Origin of the sequence: Microbacterium sp. YJN-G, from assembly GCF_015040615.1 — a bacterium.
In the GTDB taxonomy this organism is placed as follows: Bacteria; Actinomycetota; Actinomycetes; order Actinomycetales; family Microbacteriaceae; genus Microbacterium.
The window spans coordinates 229,874-249,152 of record NZ_CP060402.1; the positions used below are offsets into that span (position 1 = coordinate 229,874).

12 protein-coding genes and 1 pseudogene are annotated in these 19,279 nt (G+C 71.4%); all 13 read left to right on the forward strand.

From position 1 onward, the window contains the following. The first annotated feature begins 21 nt into the window (after positions 1–21). The 13 genes and pseudogenes from H7694_RS01055 (at position 22) to H7694_RS01110 (ending at position 19,260) form a co-directional block, all read left to right on the forward strand. Positions 22–420, forward strand: a complete 399-nt coding sequence (locus H7694_RS01055; RefSeq protein ID WP_193597753.1) for a cupin domain-containing protein — start codon at positions 22–24, stop codon at positions 418–420. Positions 421–427: 7 nt separating this feature from the next. Continuing rightward, positions 428–1,009, forward strand: a complete 582-nt coding sequence (locus tag H7694_RS01060) for a DNA-3-methyladenine glycosylase I (RefSeq protein WP_193597754.1) — start codon at positions 428–430, stop codon at positions 1,007–1,009. 197 nt (positions 1,010–1,206) lie between these two features. Beyond that, positions 1,207–3,666, forward strand: a pseudogene (locus H7694_RS17600) (Ig-like domain-containing protein); the annotation flags it as partial. Positions 3,667–3,805: 139 nt separating this feature from the next. Beyond that, complete coding sequence (locus tag H7694_RS17605) at positions 3,806–7,207, forward strand: Ig-like domain-containing protein (RefSeq protein WP_227468220.1); 3,402 nt, start codon at positions 3,806–3,808, stop codon at positions 7,205–7,207. Positions 7,208–7,256: 49 nt separating this feature from the next. Continuing rightward, complete coding sequence (locus H7694_RS01070; protein WP_193597755.1) at positions 7,257–8,228, forward strand: AAA family ATPase; 972 nt, start codon at positions 7,257–7,259, stop codon at positions 8,226–8,228. Further along, positions 8,228–9,487, forward strand: coding sequence for a DUF58 domain-containing protein (locus H7694_RS01075; RefSeq protein ID WP_193597756.1), 1,260 nt, complete (start codon positions 8,228–8,230; stop codon positions 9,485–9,487). Before H7694_RS01070 ends, H7694_RS01075 begins: the two co-directional genes overlap by 1 nt. Continuing rightward, positions 9,484–11,874 carry a transglutaminase-like domain-containing protein gene (locus H7694_RS01080; RefSeq protein ID WP_193597757.1) on the forward strand — a complete coding sequence of 797 codons (2,391 nt, stop codon included), beginning with the start codon at positions 9,484–9,486 and terminating at the stop codon, positions 11,872–11,874. The genes H7694_RS01075 and H7694_RS01080 overlap by 4 nt, the downstream gene beginning before the upstream one ends. Further along, positions 11,871–13,223: an RDD family protein gene (locus H7694_RS17770; protein ID WP_193597758.1), complete on the forward strand. Its 1,353-nt coding sequence runs from the start codon at positions 11,871–11,873 to the stop codon at positions 13,221–13,223. Before H7694_RS01080 ends, H7694_RS17770 begins: the two co-directional genes overlap by 4 nt. Further along, a complete protein-coding gene (locus H7694_RS01090; protein ID WP_227468221.1) occupies positions 13,220–14,032 on the forward strand; it encodes a PP2C family protein-serine/threonine phosphatase in 813 nt (270 codons plus the stop codon). The genes H7694_RS17770 and H7694_RS01090 overlap by 4 nt, the downstream gene beginning before the upstream one ends. Then, positions 14,029–15,423: an FHA domain-containing protein gene (locus tag H7694_RS01095; protein WP_193597759.1), complete on the forward strand. Its 1,395-nt coding sequence runs from the start codon at positions 14,029–14,031 to the stop codon at positions 15,421–15,423. The genes H7694_RS01090 and H7694_RS01095 overlap by 4 nt, the downstream gene beginning before the upstream one ends. After that, on the forward strand, positions 15,420–17,036 hold the full coding sequence (locus H7694_RS01100; protein ID WP_193597760.1) for a serine/threonine-protein kinase: 1,617 nt from the start codon (positions 15,420–15,422) through the stop codon (positions 17,034–17,036). The genes H7694_RS01095 and H7694_RS01100 overlap by 4 nt, the downstream gene beginning before the upstream one ends. Beyond that, the gene (locus H7694_RS01105) at positions 17,024–17,764 is read left to right on the forward strand and encodes a hypothetical protein (RefSeq protein WP_193597761.1); all 741 of its coding nucleotides are present in this window, start codon (positions 17,024–17,026) and stop codon (positions 17,762–17,764) included. Before H7694_RS01100 ends, H7694_RS01105 begins: the two co-directional genes overlap by 13 nt. Continuing rightward, positions 17,761–19,260, forward strand: a complete 1,500-nt coding sequence (locus H7694_RS01110; protein ID WP_193597762.1) for an RDD family protein — start codon at positions 17,761–17,763, stop codon at positions 19,258–19,260. Before H7694_RS01105 ends, H7694_RS01110 begins: the two co-directional genes overlap by 4 nt. Positions 19,261–19,279 lie beyond the last annotated feature (19 nt).

The window sequence follows — 19,279 nt, forward strand, 5'->3', positions numbered from 1 at the left end:
GCGGGCAGTAGCGTGAGAGTCATGAGCACTGTGACGCAGATCGGTCAGCTCGACGCCTGGGGCGGAGAGAAGGGCAAGCATTTCATCGAGAAGGAGATCGGCGCGCAGTTCGTCGGCACCTCGGTGAACACCACACAGCCGGGCGGGGAGTCGCCGTTCTGGCACGCGCACACCAAGCTCGAGGAGATCTACATCATCGTCGACGGCCGCGGCGAGTTCGCGCTCGGCGACGAGGTGCTCCCGCTCGAGCCCGGCACCACGCTGCGCGTCGCGCCCGGTGTCATGCACGCGCTGCGCGCGCTGCCCGACAGCCCGGCGCCGATGCGCTGGCTGTGCATCCGCGCGGCCGGGCAGGAGATGAGCAGCGTCGGCAACGACGCCGAGCTCGACCGCGACCGCCCGTTCCCGTGGAACGTCTGATCCGCGTATGAGCTCACTCCACGCCGGTGCGGACGGGCGCGCCCGCTGCGCCTGGGCAGGGGCGGATGCCGAATACCAGCGCTACCACGATGAGGAGTGGGGCACGCCGCTGCGCGGCGACCGCGCGCTGTTCGAGAAGATGGCGCTCGAGGGCTTCCAGGCCGGGCTCAGCTGGATCACGATCCTGCGCAAGCGACCCCGGTTCCGTGAGGTCTTCGAGGGCTTCGACCCCGCGAGGGTGGCGGCGTTCGGCCCCGATGACGTCGAGCGTCTGATGACGGATGCCGGAATCATCCGCAACCGCGCCAAGATCGAGGCCACCATTTCCAACGCCGCGCTCGTCGCGACGATGGAAGACGGCGAACTGGACGCGCTGATGTGGTCGTTCGCGCCGACGGCATCCGCTCGTCGCCAGCCGCAGGCCCTTGGCGACGTTCCGGCCGTGACGGCCGAGTCGACTGCGCTCAGCAAGGCGCTGCGCAAGCGCGGGTTCCGTTTCGTCGGCCCGACCACCATGTATGCGCTCATGCAGTCGACCGGGATGGTCGACGACCACGTGGACGGATGCTGGCGGGCCGCCTCCGGGTGACCGACGCCAAAGGGTGGGGAGTTCTCCCCATCGGCGTCGCCAGGGGCCCGGATCTCGACTGGGTAGTATGGCTCGGGCACGCCGCCGCGTGATCGAGGGGGAAATTCGAGATGAAGGCGATGGACTGGGTCCGTTCGCGGCCGAGAACATTGGCTTCTGCGGCCATCGTCGCCGTCGGTGCTCTGACGCTCACCACCATGGCCGCCGCCTACGAGGGCTTTCCCACGGCCAAGGTCGACCTCAACGACGCCGGAGTCTGGCTGACGAAGGCGTCGAGCCTGCTGGTCGGCCATTTCAACCACGAGTCGACCGTGCTCGACGGCGGACTGCGTTCGGCCAGCGACACCTACGACGTGCTGCAGAACGGCGAGACCGTGCTCGTCGCCGACAACGGCAACGACACCCTCACCGCGATCGACCCCGCCCGCGTCGCGCTGACCGACAGCACGGCGATCCCCGGCGACGCGAAGATCGCGCTGGGCCACAAGACGGTGGCGATCCTCGACAGCTCCTCGGGCGACCTCTGGGTGACGTCGGCGAAGGGGCTGTCGGGCTTCGACATCAAGGGGGCGAAGCCCCTCGTCGAACTGGGCAAGGGCGCCGACGTGAGCGTCGGGCAGGACGGCACGGTCTACGCCCTCTCGGCCAAGCGCAGCGAGGTCGTGACGATCCCCGCCGACCCGGAGGGCCTGCCCCTCGAGCCGACGACCGAGTCCGTGGGCGAGCTCGACCCGAACGCGGAACCGACCATCACCGCGGTCGGCGAGACTCCCGTGGTGCTCGACCCCGCAGAGGGCGTCGTCACGACGCCCGGCGGCTTCACCACGCCGATCGACGGAGCAGCGGATGCCGTGCTGCAGCACGCATCCGCCCCGACGGATGCCGTGGTGCTCTCGACGGCCGGATCGCTGGTGCGCGTGCCGCTCGACGGTGCCGAGCCCACCGCGATCGACACGGGGCGCGAGGGCGTTCCCGCCCAGCCCGTGCAGCTGCGCGGCTGCGCGTACGCGGCGTGGGGTGTCTCGGCGAAGTTCCTGCGCGACTGCTCGGGCCAATCGCAGGATGTCGCAGAGGACATCCCGGGTGCCGAGGAGTCGACGACGCTGACCTTCCGCGTCAATCGCGACGTCATCGTGCTCAACGACATCCTCGGCGGCGCCGCCTGGCTCGCCAACGCGAGCCTGCAGCGCGTGGACGACTGGAGCGTGCTCGTGCCGCCGAAGGGCGAGAGCGACGAGGAGGAGGACAACAGTCAGGAGACGGTCGAGACGTCCCTCCCCGAGCGCAGCGAGCAGAACACCGTCCCCGTCGCCGAGGACGACGATCTGGGCGTGCGCCCCGGTGGCACGACGCTGCTGCCCGTGCTCGACAACGACAACGATCCCGACGGCGACGTGCTCGTCGCCTCACTGCGCGGCAAGCAGCCCTCGGTGGGCGAGGTGCAGCCGATCCTCAACGGCGCCGCACTGCAGATCATGGTCCCCGAGGATGCCAAGGGCTCGGCGACCTTCGAATACGAGGTCGACGACGGTCGCCGGGGCACCGACACCGCGAGGGTGACGGTCTCGGTGCACGGCTGGGACACCAACTCGGCCCCGACTCCGAAGCGCACCACCAAGCTCGCGGTCGAAGTGGGCGGCACCGTCGCCTACAACGTGCTCCCCGACTGGATCGACCCGGACGGCGACGACCTGTACCTGCGCAGCGTCGTGGCGGCGCCGGGCGATGAGGTCGAGTTCACCACCGACGGTCAGCTGACCTACCGCGCGGTGGCCAGCTTGCAGGGGCGCAAAGAGGTCAAGGTCTACGTCTCCGACGCGCTCGGCAAGGTGAGCGAGGGCACGATCGTGCTCGACGTGAAGCCCGAGGGGTCGACGAACCCGCTGACCAACGCCGACCACGTGGTCACCCGCATCGGCGAGACCGTGACGGTCGCGCCGCTCACGAACGACACCAGCTCAGGCCGCGAGCAGCTGCGGCTGGCTCGTGTCGAGGAGACGCCTGGCGCGACGATCGTGCCCGACTACCCGAACCGCCAGTTCACCGTCCGCGCCGACGCGCAGGGCACCTACTACGTGCAGTACCTCGCGACGGCGGGCCCGAAGCCGGCGAAGGGCATCGTGCGCGTCGACGTGCTCGACGAGCGCGAGAGCGATCTCGCCCCGGTCGCCGTCCGCGACGTCGCCATGCTCCCCACCGGCAGCGAGGCGCTGGTCGGCGTGCTCGGCAACGACACCGACCCGTCCGGCGGCGTGCTGGTCGTGCAGTCGGTCACCGTGCCCCCGCAGAGCGGCATCGCGGTGTCGGTGCTCAACCACGAGACCCTGCGCATCAGCGACCAGGGCGCCCTCGACGAGCCGGTGCGCATCACCTACCGGATCTCGAACGGCGTGAAGTCGGCGGAGGGCGACGTGGTCGTCGTGCCGATCCCGGCACCGCCGAAGCTGCTGCCGCCCGTCGCGCATGACGACGAAGCCGTGGTGCGCGTGGGCGATGTCGTCACCATCCCGGTGCTCGACAACGACGTGCACCCGAACGGCGACATCCTGCATGTGGCCCCCGATCTCGTCGAGCCGCTCGTCGACCCGGAGGACGGTGAGGCGTTCGTCTCGCAGGATCAGGTGCGCTTCCGCGCCGGCACCGAGCCGGGCACCGTGTACCTCACCTACGAGGCGGTCGACTCGCGCGGGCAGAAGGCCGGCGGTCACGTGACCGTGCAGATCCTCCCGATCCGCGACGATGCCAACGCCGCACCCCGCCCGCGCGACCTGACGGCGCGCGCTGTCGGGTTCGAGCGTGAACATCCCGATCCCGCTGGACGGACTGGATGCCGACGGCGACTCCGTCGAGCTCATCGGCGTCGACACCGCGCCCACCAAGGGCCGCGTCAGCGAGCAGGGCACGAACTACCTCACCTATGGGGCCTTCGAGGATTCGACCGGCGTCGACGCCTTCACCTACCGCGTGCGGGACCGCCTCGGCAAGGAGGGCACGGCCACCATCCGGGTCGGCATCGCGCCGCCCGAGGCCATGAACCAGCCGCCCTACGCGGTCAACGACGCCGTGGTGGTGCGCCCGGGACGATCGGTCTCGGTGCCCGTGCTCGCCAACGACTCCGACCCCGAGGGCGACCAGATCGGCCTGGTCGACGACCTGCTGCTGCCCGACGGCGTCGACGGGCTCTCGGCCGAGATCTCCGGCGACCGGGTGGTCATCCAGGTGCCCGACCGCCCCATGGAGACCTCGCTGCAGTACACGATCCGGGACGCCAAGGGAGCGGATGCCACCGCGGCGATCCTCGTGACCGTCGACGAGGACGTCCCGCTCATGACCCCGATCGCCCGCGACGACCGGGTGCAGGTCGAGGACGTCAAGGAGGGCGAGCTCGACGTCGATCTCGACATCCTCGGCAACGATGAGGACCCCGACGGCACGATCGAGGGCGTCGAGGTCACCGTCGACGAGGGTGCGCGCCTGCTCGACGACGGCAAGGTGCGCGTCACGGTCGGCGAGCAGCGCCAGCTGCTGCGTTACACGATCACCGACCAGGACGGACTCGCCGCGTCGGCCTTCATCTTCGTGCCGGCGGTCAAGGAACTGCGGCCGCGGCTGGATTCGACCAAGCCGCTCGAGGTCAAGAGCGGCGAGACCAAGGAGATCCCGCTCGACGAGTACGTGATCGTCGCCGGCGGCGGCGAGGTGCGTCTCACCGAGGCCGCGAAGGTCAGCGCGATCAACGCGAACGGCGCGCCCCTGATCAAAGACGAGAAGACGCTCGTCTACACCTCGAAGGACCGGTTCTTCGGCGACGACGCCCTGACGTTCGAGGTCACCGACGGCACCGGACCGGATGACCCCGAGGGGCGCAAGGCCACGCTCACGATCCCGATCCTCGTGCTGCCGCCCGACAACCAGCAGCCCTCGTTCACCGACGGGCAGCTGCAGATCGCACCGGGTGAGGCGGCATCGTCCATCGACCTCGCCGCGTTGGCGACCGACCCCGACCCCGACGATGTCGGGAACCTGCGATTCACCATCGCCGACGAGCCGGGCCGCAGCATCGATGCGCGCATCGAGGGCACAACCCTGTACGCCGAGACCGGCCCGAACACGCCCAAGGGCACGACCGCGACGGTCGGCATCCGCATCAGCGACGGCAGCACCGACCCGATCGAGGGCAGCGTCAGCGTGATGGTGACGGCGTCCACGCGTCCTCTGGCCGTGGCGAGCCCCGACACGATCGACGAGGCCGACCAGGGCGAGACGATCACGGTGCCGGTGCTCGAGAACGACATCAACCCGTTCGCCGCGGAGGGCGAGCCGTTGACGCTGCAGTCGGCCGTCGTCGAGAGCGGCAACGGTTCGGCGCAGGTCGTCGGCGACCAGGTCGAGGTGACCTCCGCCTCCGACTTCGTGGGTGTGATGGTCGTGCGCTATCGCGTGCAGGACGCCACCGAAGACGTCGACCGCGAGGTCGACGGACGCATCACCGTCACGGTTCAGGGTGTCCCCGAGGCTCCAGGCAAACCGACCGTCACCGCGGTTGAGGATCGCACGGTGGTGCTGAACTGGTCGTCGCCCTCGAACAACGGCGCCGAGATCACCGAGTACACGGTCACGTCGGTCGCGGGGCGCCCCTACTCCAAGACGTGCGCGTCGACGACGTGCACGCTGGACGGGCTGACCAACAACGTCGAGTACACGTTCCAGGTGACCGCGCACAACCGGGTCGGCGAAGGCCCGGCCTCGCCGGCGTCCGAGCCCGCCCGCCCCGACACCCGGCCGGACACGCCGCTGCCCCCGACGCTGAAGTTCGGCGACAAGGCCCTGAACGTGGCGTGGACGACGCCGACCTCGAGCGGTTCGCCGGTGGAGTCGTACACGCTGGAGATCTCGCCGATGCCGCCGTCGGGCATCGGCCAGAAGACGGGTGTGACGGGCAATTCGCTGGTCTGGGAGGACCTCGAGAACGGCACGAGCTACACGGTGCGGGTGCAGGCGCACAACCGCGCGCCCGACCCGTCGAGCTGGAGCCTGTACTCCGCACCCGAGATCCCGGCCGGCCCTCCGGGCACGGTCGCCGCACCGCGCGTCAGCAGCGCACCCGCCGTGGGCAGCGAGGCGCAGATGACCGTCAGCTGGGATGCCGCACCGCAGAACGGGGATGCCGTCAGCGCGTACGAGCTGAGGGTCTACAACGGCGGCTCGCTGTTCAAGACCGTGCCGATCAACAGCGGCACGACCACGAGCCAGACGGTGCCGGTGCCGACCAATTCCACCGATTACACCTACGCGGTGCGCGCGCAGAACAAGGCCGGCTGGGGTCAGCTCAGCCCGCAGTCCGCCCCGCAGCGGGCCTTCGGTACGCCGGGGGCGCCGACGAACGTGACCGCGACGCCGAAGGACCGCGCGATCCACGTCGAGTTCACGATGCCCGACTCCGCGCTCAACGGCGCCCGCCGGGATGAGATCCGCTACCAGTACCAGCTGAACAGCAGTGCGTGGAAGAACTGGAACGGCACCTCCGACATCGGCGCCAGCAATGGCACCACCTACACTGTCCGCGTGCGTGCGTACTCGGTGGTCGGGGGCCAGCAGTCCAACCCCGGACCGTCCGATGCGTCGAACCAGGTGGTCCCGTTCGGTGCTCCGCATGCGCCGACCGGATCGGCGTCGCGCGCGACCGCGACATCGATCGAGCTGACCTGGAACGCGAAGGGGTCGGACAATGGCCGGCCCATCACGACCTACATCAAGATCGACGGCGGCAGCTGGCAGCAGGTCGCCGACTACGGCTCGCGGACCGTCGGAAACGGTCACGACCAGACCCACAGCATCCGGGTGAAGGCAGTCGCGAGCGAGGGCGGTGAGGCGCTGTCCCCGACGTATTCGGCGACGACGAGCAGCCCGCCGAAGGCGAGGGCGTGGGTCTCGAAGGGGAACCACTCTGACAACTGCGGTGGCTCGAACTGCAACTTCGTCCGCATCAACACCGCGAACTTCCCCGCCGGCAACTACAACATCGAGGTCTACTCCGACGGCAGGATGTTCGCGGACAACGCCGGATACAAGATGTACATCCCCGCGAACGGCGGGGTCGACACCCAGGCGTGGCACGGCTACTACCCGGGCGGTCGGACCATCTACGTGAAGATCATCGGCTGGGGCAACACGGAGTCCTACTACTGGACATACTGATGCTTTCCGGCCCCCGGCCGGATCGAGCAGGAACGGAACGATAACCGCAATGACCATGACCCCCGAACAGGCCGCCTGGTTCCAGGGCACCTTCCACCGTCTCGTCGAGAACGTCGACAAGGCGCTGCAGGGCAAGCACGAGGTCGTGAGCCTGGTGATCGCCGCCATGCTCGCCGACGGCCACGTGCTGCTCGAAGACGCCCCAGGCACCGGCAAGACGAGCCTCGCGAAGGCGCTGGCGGCCACGGTGCAGGGCACCAGCTCGCGCATCCAGTTCACCCCCGACCTGCTGCCCTCCGACGTCACCGGCGTGACGATCTACGACCAGCAGTCGCACCGGTTCGAGTTCCACAAGGGCCCGATCTTCGCGTCGATCGTGCTCGCCGATGAGATCAACCGGGCCTCGCCGAAGACGCAGTCGGCGCTGCTGGAGGTCATGGAGGAGTCCCGGGTGACCGTCGACGGCGTCACTCACGACGCCGGCCGCCCCTTCCTCGTGATCGCCACGCAGAACCCCGTCGAGCAGGCCGGCACCTACAAGCTGCCCGAGGCCCAGCTCGACCGCTTCCTGATCAAGACGTCGATCGGCTACCCCAGCCTCGAGGTGACCGAGCGGATCCTGGCAGGGTCCGCTCAGCGCAACCCCTCCGCCGCGCTGACCGCGATGATCACGACGAGTGCCGTGGCCGACATGTCCGACCTGGCGGCGACCGTTCACGTCGAGCCGGCCGTGCTGCGCTACACGGCTGAGCTGGCCGAGGCGACCCGCACCGACTCGGCGACCCGCCTGGGCGTATCGGTGCGAGGTGCGATCGCCATGGTCCGCATCGCCAAGGTGTGGGCGGCCGCTCACGGCCGCCACTACGTGCTGCCCGACGACATCAAGGCGCTCGTGCGCCCGGTGTGGCAGCACCGTCTGCTGCTGGATGCCGAGGCGGAGTTCGCCGGCACGACGGCATCCACCGTGATCACCCGGGTTCTCGAAGGCGTCACCGCCCCCCAGGCGCGAACGGCGGTCTGATGTCGGCAGGAGGGATCGCCTCGAGCCCGGTGGGGGAGCGCGAGGCCGGATGGCGCGACGTCGTCGCCGTCGTCGGCGACCGCGTTCTCGGCCGGCTGCGGCTGATCGCATCCGTCGTCCGTCCGCTGGGATGGATGCTGATCGCCCTCGCGATCCTGTTCTGGGCCGTCGGCGCGCTGCTCGGCTGGCAGGAGCTGATCGTCGCGGCGATCGTGCTCGCCCTCGTGCTGCTGATCTGCGCCCTGTTCCTCATCGGCCGCACCGCGTACGACGTGTCGCTGGATCTCGCTCGCACGCGCGTGGTCGTGGGTGAGCGCGCGGTCGGCGCGCTCATGCTCGCCAACCCCGGCTCGCGGGCGATCCTGCCCTCGCGCGTCGTGCTGCCGGTCGGCAGCGGACGCGGCGAGTTCACCATCCAGCGCCTCGCCCCCGAGCAGCAGGCCGAAGAGCTGTTCACCATCCCCACGCAGCGCCGCGGCGTCATCGGCGTGGGGCCGGTGAGCGTGGTGCGCGGCGACCCGCTGGGCGTGTTCGAACGGGCGCACCGGCGCGACGACCCCGTCGACCTGTACGTGCACCCGAAGACGGTGACCTTCGGCGGCCAGTCCCTCGGCTTCCTGCGCGACCTCGAGGGACTCCCTGCGGCCGACCTCTCGCGCGATGACGTGTCGTTCCACACCCTGCTCGAGTATCAGCCCGGCGACGACCTGCGGCACGTGCACTGGCGATCGACCGCCCGCACCGGCGTGATGATGGTGCGGCAGTTCGAAGAGACCAGGCGGTCGCACTTCGTGATCGGCCTGTCGCGCTCCAGCGGCGACTACCGCGACGACCGTGAGTTCGAGCTGGGGATCTCGGTCGCCGGCTCGATCGGCCTGCGCGCGCTGAGCGATTCGCAGCGCGTCGACATGCGCGTCCAGGGGCGTGAGCTCGCTTCGAGCACCGGCAAGCAGCTGCTCGACTCGCTCGCCATGGTCGAGGAGTCTAAGCCGCGCGAGGGCGGCATCTCCGAGCTGGCGGGCGTGCTCGCCGCCAGCATGCCGCTCGCCAGCATCGTGGTGCTGGTCTGCGGGTCGGCCGTGCGCGCCGAGGACCTGCGCCTGGCCTGCTCGCGGATGCCGTTCGGGGCGCGGGCGCTCGCAGTCGTCGTCGACTCGCACCTGAAGCAGCCGGCGCTGCGCCGCATCGGTGAGGCCGACGTGGTCACGATCGGCGCACTCGACCAGCTTCCCCTGGCACTGCGGCGGGTGCTCGCATGAGCGCCGCCGCCACCCCCGCGCTGCTTCCCGCGCGTCGCTGGGCTCTCGATCTGATTGCGGTCGCCGCGCTGCTCATCGTCGCGCTCGTCGGCTTCTGGCCGACCTTCGGCGGGCCGTCGTTCGTCCTCACCGCGATCGGCGGCATCCTGCTAGGCCTGGGCATCGCCGCCGCCGGCGCGTGGCGGCGCTGGGGCATCCTCGCCGTCGCCGGTGTGACGATCGCCGTCTACTTCCTCTTCGGCGGGGCGCTGGCCCTGCCGCACACCACGATCGCCGGCTTCATCCCCACGCTCGACACCCTCACGGGCCTGGCGCTCGGCGCCGTCACCTCGTGGAAGCAGCTGCTCACGACGGTCGCACCGGTCTCGCCCGCCGACGGGCACCTGCTGGTGCCGTTCCTGGTCGCCCTGCTCGCAGCGGTGACCGCCGGCTCGCTGGCCCTGCGCCTGCAGCACGTGGCCTGGGCGATGCTGCCGCTTCTCGGCGCACTGACGCTGGTGATCGCGCTCGGCGTTCCCGATGCGGCGTTCCCGGTCGTGCAGGGCATCCTGCTCGCCATCGGCGCCGCGATCTGGATGTCGATGCGCGCCTGGTGGGTGCCGCACGACAGCGCCGTCGACGTCGCGCAGGTCGACCACACCCGCGCCGCGCACATGCGCATGCGCCGGCTGCTCGGCGGCGTCGCGGTGGTCGCGATCGCCGCGGGCGCCGGTGTCGCCGTCAGCGCCGTCGCCTCGCCGTCCGAGCCGCGCCACATCCTGCGCGACGCGATCATCCCGCCGTTCGACGTGCGCGACTACCCCAGCCCGCTGCAGTCGTTCCGCAAGACCGTGCGCGACCAGAAGGAGAAGACGCTGTTCACCGTGTCGGGCCTTCCGGAAGGCGCCCGCGTGCGCCTGGCCGCGATGGACCAGTGGGACGGCATCGTCTACAACGTCGCCGACGGCGGACCCGGTTCGTCCAGCGCGTTCACGCCGCTGCGGTCGAACATGGCCGCGTCCGCCGAGGGCGTTCCCGCCTCGCTGCGCTTCGAGATCGGCGAGTACAGCGGCGTGTGGGTGCCCGGCGTCGAGGTCACCGACGACATCGTCTTCGACGGCGCGCGCGCCGACGAGCTGCGCCGCAGCGCGTACAGCAACACCGAGACCGGCACGAGCGTCGTGGTCGCCGGACTGAAGAAGGGCGACGCGTACACGCTGAAGGCGATCGTCGCCGGCGACGTGTCCGACGAGCAGCTCGAGGATGCCGACTTCGCGAACGTCCGCATGCCGAAGCTGTCGAACGTGCCCGACGACCTGGCGAACATCGCATCGGATGCCGTCGCCGACGCCGAGAGCCCGATCGAGCAGGTGCGGGCGCTGGAGACGCACTTCGCCGAGGGCGGCTTCTTCAGCCACGGGCTGGAGGGCGAGGTGCTCTCGCGCGCCGGGCACACGGCCGAGCGCATCGCCACGCTGCTCGGCGGCGACCAGATGATCGGCGACGACGAGCAGTACGCGGTCGTCATGGCGCTCGCCGCTCGCGAGATCGGCATCCCGGCGCGCGTCGTGATGGGCTACTACCCGAACGAGGACCAGGCGGGTGAGCCCGTCTTCACCGCGACCGGTGACGACGTGCACGCCTGGGTCGAGGTCGCGTTCGAGGGGTTCGGCTGGGTGCCGTTCTCGCCGACGCCGCCCGAGGACAAGGTCCCCAACGACCAGAACACCAAGCCGAAGGTCGATCCGAAGCCGCAGGTGCTGCAGCCGCCGCCCCCGCCGCAGGAGCCGGTCGACCTGCCCCCGACCGTGCCCGACGACCGCAAGCCGCAGGATGACGCCCCGAACATCCTCGGGATCATCGGAGTGATCCTCGCCATCGGCGGCATCTCCGCAGGCGTGCTGCTGCTGCTCGCCTCGCCGTTCATCGTGATCGGCGCGTGGAAGGCGGCCCGGCGTCGCGCCCGCCGCAACGCGGAGCGCGCCTCGGATCGCATCAGCGGCGGCTGGGACGAGCTCACCGACCGGGCCGTCGACTACGGCGCCCGCTTCCCCGCCGGGGCGACGCGCGTCGAAGAGGCCGTGACCCTGTCGGCCGCACTCGAGATCCCGACCGCCACCGCGCTGGCCGACCATGCGGACCGGCAGGTGTTCGGCCCTGCCGAGCCCACTTCGCAGGATGTCGAGGCGTTCTGGAAGGAGATCGACGCGGTGGTCGGCGGCATGGGATCCGGGGTCGGCTTCTGGAAGCGCCTCAAGGCCCGGCTGAGCGTCCGATCGCTCACCGGATCCGGGCGGCTGTCCGCCCGGCTGCAGGAGCTGAAGGATGCCGCGGCATCCCGCGTGCGGCGTGAACCTGGCAACATCGACAAGAACAGCACCCCTGCTGCGGAGAGCGAGAACCGATGACGATGCCTTCCTTCGGCCGCCCCGCGCCGATCGCGCGCCGGGCGCTGGCGTACGTCATCGACGTGCTGATCAGCTCGGCGATCCCGGTGCTCGGGATCCTCGTCGCCGTCGTGCTCGCCTTCGGCCCGCTGCGCGGGGCCGGCCTCGCCGAGGTCACCCTCCTGCTGCTCGGCGTCGTGCTGCCGGGCACGGCGGTCGTGTCACTCGCCTGGGCGCTCGTCTACACGTTCATGCAGTCCCGGGGCGGGTCGATCGGCATGCGCGCGCAGGGCATCCGGCTCGCCTCCGCCGCCGACGGCCGCCCGCTGGGCTTCTGGGCGGCGCTGCTGCGCAACGTGATCTTCGGGCTGGCCGCGTCGATCGTGGTGGGGTACTTCACGCCGCTGTTCGACGGTTCGGGCCGTTTCCAGGGCTGGCACGACAAGGTGTCCGGTGCGCTGATGCTGGATGCGCTCGGCGAGAGTCCTGCTGCCCCGGCCGGGGCAGCAGACCTTTCCTCCGCGCCCCCTCCCTCCGGGCCGCCGGTCGCTGCTGCGTCCTCGGGGGTCTTCGCGCCGCCGAGCGGTGCGCCCGTGTCCGGTGCTCCGGCGCCCAGCGCGGCAGCGCCGGTCGCGCCGGCCTCCGCACACACCGCCGCGTTCACTCCACCCGTGAGCTCTGAACTGCCGGAGGAGACCGTCATCGCCCCGCGCGGCGGTGGCCGCGCCGCGGAGGATCCGCTGATCTCCTTCGTGCCCGGCGTGACGCAGCCGCCCGCGCCGGCAGCGCCCGCGCCTGTTGCGCCCGCATCGGCACCCGAGCGGCCTGCGCCGGCATCCGCGCCTGAGCCGCCTGCGCCGGCATCCGCGCCCGAGCCGCCTGCCGCGCCCGAGCCGCCTGCTGCCGCCACGCCGTCCGCCGCACCAGCATCCACTCCCGAATCTGCACCCGCACCGCAGCCGCCCCACGCACCGCACCCGACCCCCGCCACGGTGACCGACGCGGATGACGAGGACATCGAGTCGACGCGGATCAGCATCCCTGGTCACCGCCTGGTCTTCACCTGGGACGACGGCCAGCGCGCGACCGTGTCGGGACGCACCCTGTTCGGCCGCAACCCCGAGCAGGAGCCGGGTGCCGTCGCTATCGCCGTGCGCGACGAGACGCTCTCGCTGTCGAAGACGCACTTCGAGGCCAGTGCCCAGCCGGGCAGCGGCGGCTGGGTGATGGACCGGCACTCCACCAACGGCACCGTCGTCGTCCGCGAGGGCATGCGCATCGCGTGCCCGCCCGGGCAGCGGGTGCCCATCCGGCTCGGCGACGCGCTCGAGATCGGTGACCGCATCGTGACGATCGGAGGTTACGCGTGACCAGTCCCCTCATCGTCACGTCCGCGGCGGCCACGCACACCGGCATGCGCCGCACGCTCAACGAAGACGCCCACCTCGCCTCAGCCCCCGTGTTCATCGTGGCCGACGGCATGGGCGGGCACGAGGCCGGCGAGCGGGCGAGCGCCGCGGTTGCGGCCGAGTTCGCCCGGCTGGTCGGGCGCGAGGCGCTCACGCTCGACGAGGTGCGCCAGGCGCTCGCCTCGTCCCGGGCCGCGGTGGAGGATCTTGCCAACCACGGCGCCGCGCGCGCGGGCACCACCCTCAGCGGCGTCGTCATCGCCTCGGTCGACGGCATGGGCTACTGGCTCGCGTTCAACATCGGCGATTCGCGCACCTACCGGCTCGCCGGCGGCGAGCTCGAGCAGATCACGGTCGACCACTCGGTGATCCAGGAGATGCTCGACGACGGAGAGCTCACCCCCGAGCAGGCGGTGACCGACCCGCGCCGGAACATCATCACGCGCGCCATCGGCGCCGGCAGCACGGCGGATGCCGACTACTGGCTGTTCCCGGCCGAGTCGGGTGACCGGATGCTGGTGTGCTCGGACGGACTCACCTCGGAGGTCGGCGACGACCGCATCCGCGAGGTGCTCATGCAGGAGCCCGACGCGCAGCGCGCGGCCGACATCCTCACCGCCGCGGCGGTCGAGGCGGGCGGCCGCGACAACGTCACCGTCGTGGTGATCGACGCCCTGTCGGTGGCGTCGCACCCTGGATCGATCGTGCACTCGGACGAAGTCGACGACGACACGCGTCCGCGTGAGCGGATGAAGGGAGGAAACCGATGAACGAGTTCACCTACCGTCCGGGGGACTGGCAGGTCGTCGTCGAGCAGGGAGGCGTCGCCGCCGTGCCCGCGGATGCCGCTCCGGAGCGGATCGCCGCGCTGACGCGCGTGCTGCGCGAGACCGCCCCCGCGCTGACCGAGGTCATCGACGCCGTCTCGGGCGGCTCGATCGCCGCACTCGGCGCCTTCGCCGTCGCACTGATCACGCCGGAGGGAACGCGCTTCGCCGTGCGCGGGGATGCCGTGGGCGTGCGCGCCTGGAGTGCGCAGGACGAGGAGTTCTCGGGCGCCGACATCACCACCTGGAGCGAGCGCTTCGTCGCCGGGCCTGGCGGCTTCGAACTGTCACTGGGGGCCACCGCGGAGGCGCCCGCCGGACCGGAGTACACCGTCCGCTCGGGCACGGTGCTCGCCGCCGGCATCCGGCTCGGCGAGCGACCCGCCGCCTCGCAGCCGGCGTCGGCCGCCTTCGCGCGGCCCGCCGCAGCATCCTCACCCGACGCCGACGCCGACTCGGCATCCGCCGCCACCCCCGAAGCCGATGCCGACGCTCCCGCGACGTACAGCCGGCCGGCCACCGCGGAGCTCCCGGTGGTCTCGGGGGTCCCCGGAGCGGAGGGCACGGACGGGCAGGATGCGCAGGCGACGCCGGAAGAGGATGCCGCAGCATCCACCGCCGAGCCGGAGCCGACCCCCGAACTCGAACACGAACCCGTCGCCGAGACGGGCACCGCGGCGATCGACGAGATCGAGGTGCAGCACACGCTCATTCCGAGTGAGTACACGTACGCTCCCGAGCCGCCGGCCGCGCCGGAGCCGGAGGCGGGCTTCCCCGAGGCGACCATCGCCGGCGGCTCCGCCGCCGCGGCCGCTCCCGGCGCCGCCGCAGTCGCTCCCGTCGCCGGTGCGACCGGCGACCACGACGGTGAGACGATCTCGCTGGCCGAGGCGCGGCGCCTGCGCAGCTCGACGTCGTCCGAGGCCACGCCCACTGCCTCGGCGGATGCGGCGACCGAGGTGCTGCCCGTCGTCGAGGCCGCGAAGACGGCATCCAACGGCGTCGTCCGCCTGTCGACCGGTCAGGTCATCGAGCTCGACCGCTCCGTCATCATCGGACGGCGCCCCCGCTCGACCCGGGCGAGCGGCACGAGCATGCCGCACCTGGTGGCGGTGGATAGCCCGCAGCAGGACATCTCCCGCAACCACCTCGAGATCCGTCCCGAGGGCGACTCGGTGGTCGTGATCGACCTGCACACGACCAACGGGTCGCTGCTGATGCGCCCGGGCACCGACCCGGTGCGCCTGCACCCCGGCGAGCACACCCTCGTGCTCGACGGCGACATCGTCGACCTCGGCGACGGTGTGACCCTCGGATTCGAGGGGCTCACGTGACCCGATCACCGTCGCCGCCGCCGGAGCTGCCCGGCTTCACCTATGTGCAGCCGCTCGGTACCGGCGGCTTCGCCGACGTGTTCCTGTACGAGCAGCAGCTGCCCCGCCGCAGGGTGGCCGTCAAGGTGCTGCTCGCCGAGCGCATCACCTCGGGCGCGGCGCAGGAGTTCACCGAAGAGGCCAACGTGATGGCCCTACTCTCGACGCATCCGGCCATCGTCACCATCTATCAGGCCGGCGTCGCCGGCGACGGACGTCCTTACCTGGTGATGGAGTACTGCCCGCGTCCCAACCTGCAGGCGCGCTCGCGCCGTGAGCTGTTCTCGGTCGCCGAGGCGCTGCGCGTCGGCGTGCAGGTCGCAGGAGCGGTCGAGACCGCGCACCGCGCGGGCGTGCTGCACCGCGACATCAAGCCGGCGAACATCCTCGTGACCGAGTACAACCGGCCCGCGCTCACCGACTTCGGCATCGCGTCGACCGCGGGTGCGGTCACTGAGGCAGCGGGCATGTCGATCCCGTGGTCGCCGCCGGAGTCCTTCGCCGACCCGCCGCGCAGCGGCCTGAGCACCGACATCTACGCGCTCGGCGCCACCGTCTACACGCTGCTGTCGGGGCGTTCGCCGTTCGAGCGGGTGGGGGAGCGCAACTCCAGCGCCGATCTCATCGAGCGCATCGAGCGGATGGCCCTGCAGCCGCTGGATCGCGCCGATTCGCCCGCCAGCCTGCAGGCGGTGCTCGAGCGGGCGATGGCGAAGAACCCCGACGACCGCTATCCCAGCGCGGTCGCGTTCGCGCGGGCACTGCAGAAGGTGCAGATCGAGCTCGCGCACTCCGTCACCCCGATCGACATCATCGACGAGCATCCGGCCCCCGACGAGGTCGACGACGACGGCGACGGCCTCACCCGGGTGCGTGAGGTCGTCAGCATCGACCCGGATGCTGCGCAGTCGGTCACCCGCCCCTCCGCCGCCACCGAGCCGAAGAACCGGCCCGTGCCGCAGGGGATGCCGCGGTTCGACGCGGCGCCTCCCGCCGCCGCTCCGGAGCACACGGTTCCGCGGATGCCGGCCGCCACGGCCCAGCAGGATGACAAGACGATCGTGCGCGCTCCGCGCGTGCTCGTCCCGGATGCGCCGGCGACGCCGCCACCGGCGGCGATGCCCGAACCCGCACCGGATGCCGTCGGCGAGACCCCTCGTGCGAAGCGACGCTCGGGGCTGTGGATCGCGGTCTCGGCCGTGGTCGTCGTGCTCGTCATCGGCGGCATCGTGCTCGCGAACATGCTGGGAGGCGCCACGGAGCCGGAGGCGGAACCCACGCCCCAGGAGACCTCTGAGCCCGTGGACATCACCGGCGACCTCGTGCCGAAGGTGACCGGTCTCGCCGGTGTCCGCAACGGCGACCAGGTCACGTTCACGTGGACGAACCCCGACCCGAAGGAGGGCGATCTGTACCTGTGGCAGATCGCGGATCCCGAGGCGACGGAGCCGCCCAAGACGACGGATCAGGAGACCGCGATCGTCACCTCGCCGGAGAGGGCGTGCATCGAGGTGACGCTGCGGCGCAGCGACGGACGGACGGCGGGGGAACCGCAGACAGGATGTGTGCCGTGACGGCAGCGATCAGCGAGGGTACGGTCACCGTGGACTTCGCCGGGGAGTACTTCACCGTGCAGCCCGGAGCGACGTTCATCGTCGGACGCGAAGGCGACCTCGAGCTCGACGACAACCTGTTCCTGCACCGCCACTTCCTCGAGATCACGCATGCCGACGGGCTGTGGTGGCTGACGAACGTCGGCAGCAGGCTGACCGCGACGGTGACCGACTCGTCCGGCGGTGTGCAGGCGTGGCTCGCGCCCGGAGCGCGTCTGCCGATCGTCTTCGAGCGCACCACGGTGGTGTTCACCGCAGGTCCCACCACCTACGAGCTGACCATCCATTCCGCAGAGCCGGCGTTCCGCGCGTCACGGCATGCCGTCGACACCGATGGGCTGTCCACGATCGGCGACGTGCCGCTCACCGAGAGCCAGAAGCTGCTCATCCTCGCCCTCGCCGAGCCGCAGCTGCGGCGCGACGGCACCGGGATGAGTGAGATCCCGACCACCGCGCAGGCCGCACAGCGGCTGGGCTGGACGGTCACCCGCTTCAACCGCAAGCTCGACAACGTGTGCGACAAGCTCGACCGCATCGGCGTGCAGGGCATGCGCGGCGGCCAGCGCAGCTTCGCGACCAACCGGCGCGCGCGCCTGGTCGAGCACGCCGTCGCATCACGGCTGGTCACCCGGGCCGACCTGGCCATGCTGGACGTGCCCAGGGACGACGCCGAAGGAGACCTGGATTGATCTGGGAGATCGACGACGGCACGAAGACGATCGAAGGACTCGACGAGCAGGGCCGGCCCGATCCGGCGTACGCCCGTGCGCTGGGCCTGCTCCCGGCACCGGCGGGCCGCCGCGCACTGGCGACCACGGTCGAGGCGCTCGTCCTGGTGCTGCTCTCGCTGCCCGGCATCCTCACGGCGCTGCCGGTGACGCTCTCGGTCGCAGCCGGCGAGGAGCAGCTCGCCACGATGCTCGAGCGCGGCGCGCTCGTCGGTCCCATCGTCGGGCTGTCGATCTCCAACGCACTGGTGCTGATCTTCGCGGTGGTGCAGCTCGTGCTGCACGGCCGCAAGGGCACCACCCTCGGCAAGGCGCTGTTCGGCATCCGCACGGTCAACGTCCGCACGCTGGAGCGGCCGGGATTCTGGCGGGGAGCCGTGGTGCGCGGCCTGCTGCTGTGGGTGGCCTTCCTCGTCCCGCTGCTCGGCCCGCTGCTCGTGATCGCGATCTCGCCCATGCTCGATCCCGAACGGCGCGGACGCGGCTGGCTCGACCGCGCCGCCGCGACCTGGATGGTCGATGTCCGGCGCGGACTCAACCCGTACGACGTCAAGCGCATGCGCATCGCGCGCAAGACGCAGCGCACGCCCGAGCGCGAGCAGAAGGCACCGCTGCCCTCGCTCGCCACCCCCGTCGACCGCGACGCCCCCGGCGGCTACGTGCCGTCCACCCGCTTCTCGGGCGGCGTGGTCGGCGCACATCGCGCCGCGGCATCCGAGCCGAAGCCCGCCGCTCCGGCCGGTGCGGATGCCGGTGGCGGGGCGATCTCGTCGTTCGCGCCACCCGCTGATCCCGGTGGGCTCGTCAACGCGGTGCCGCCGTCGCTCGCGCGCGGCGAGCTGCTGGATGGATTCGCTCCGCGTGCGGCGGCCCCGGCGGCCCCGCAGGCGCCCGCGCCGGCAGCATCCAGTCCCGCGCCCTCGGCATCCGCGCCCGCGCCGGCACCGGCACCTGCACCCGCGCCCGCTCCGGCGGCGTCCGCGGCATCCGCACCCGCGCCGGCGGCCGCTCCGGTGCCCGCGGCATCCGCCTCCGCCACCCCGCCGCCGGCCCCCGTGACGCCAGCGGCGACCCCCGTCACCCCGGCCGCAGCCGCTCCGGAGAGCGGCGCCGACCGCCCCGGCGGCGGCGTGCGCGCCGTCGTGGTGCTCGACAGCGGCGAGCGGATCGACGTGCGCGGCGCCACGCTGTTCGGCCGCGCGCCCGCACCCGTCGCGGGTGAGGGCGCCGTGCAGCTGATCCAGGTGGCAGACGACACCCGCTCGGTCTCGAAGACGCACCTCGCCATCCTCCCCGCCCGCCGCGGGGTCGTCGTCGTCGATCGCGGATCGACGAACGGCAGCGCCATCGTCCGCGACGGCGCCGAGACTCCGCTCACGCCCGGCGAGCCGATCGCCCTCCGCACCGGCGACGTCGTGCGGTTCGGCGACCGGACGATGACCGTCGAGCGTGCATGAACACCGCTGAGGAGAACCG

Bases quoted from the DNA above. Each gene is read 5' to 3' on its own strand.
- H7694_RS01105 (WP_193597761.1), top strand. From the start codon at position 17,024: ATGTGTGCCGTGACGGCAGCGATCAGCGAGGGTACGGTCACCGTGGAC.
- H7694_RS01080 (WP_193597757.1), top strand. From the start codon at position 9,484: ATGAGCGCCGCCGCCACCCCCGCGCTGCTTCCCGCGCGTCGCTGGGCT.
- H7694_RS01060 (WP_193597754.1), top strand. From the start codon at position 428: ATGAGCTCACTCCACGCCGGTGCGGACGGGCGCGCCCGCTGCGCCTGG.
- H7694_RS01070 (WP_193597755.1), top strand. From the start codon at position 7,257: ATGACCATGACCCCCGAACAGGCCGCCTGGTTCCAGGGCACCTTCCAC.
- H7694_RS01055 (WP_193597753.1), top strand. From the start codon at position 22: ATGAGCACTGTGACGCAGATCGGTCAGCTCGACGCCTGGGGCGGAGAG.
- H7694_RS17770 (WP_193597758.1), top strand. From the start codon at position 11,871: ATGACGATGCCTTCCTTCGGCCGCCCCGCGCCGATCGCGCGCCGGGCG.
- H7694_RS01075 (WP_193597756.1), top strand. From the start codon at position 8,228: ATGTCGGCAGGAGGGATCGCCTCGAGCCCGGTGGGGGAGCGCGAGGCC.
- H7694_RS01095 (WP_193597759.1), top strand. From the start codon at position 14,029: ATGAACGAGTTCACCTACCGTCCGGGGGACTGGCAGGTCGTCGTCGAG.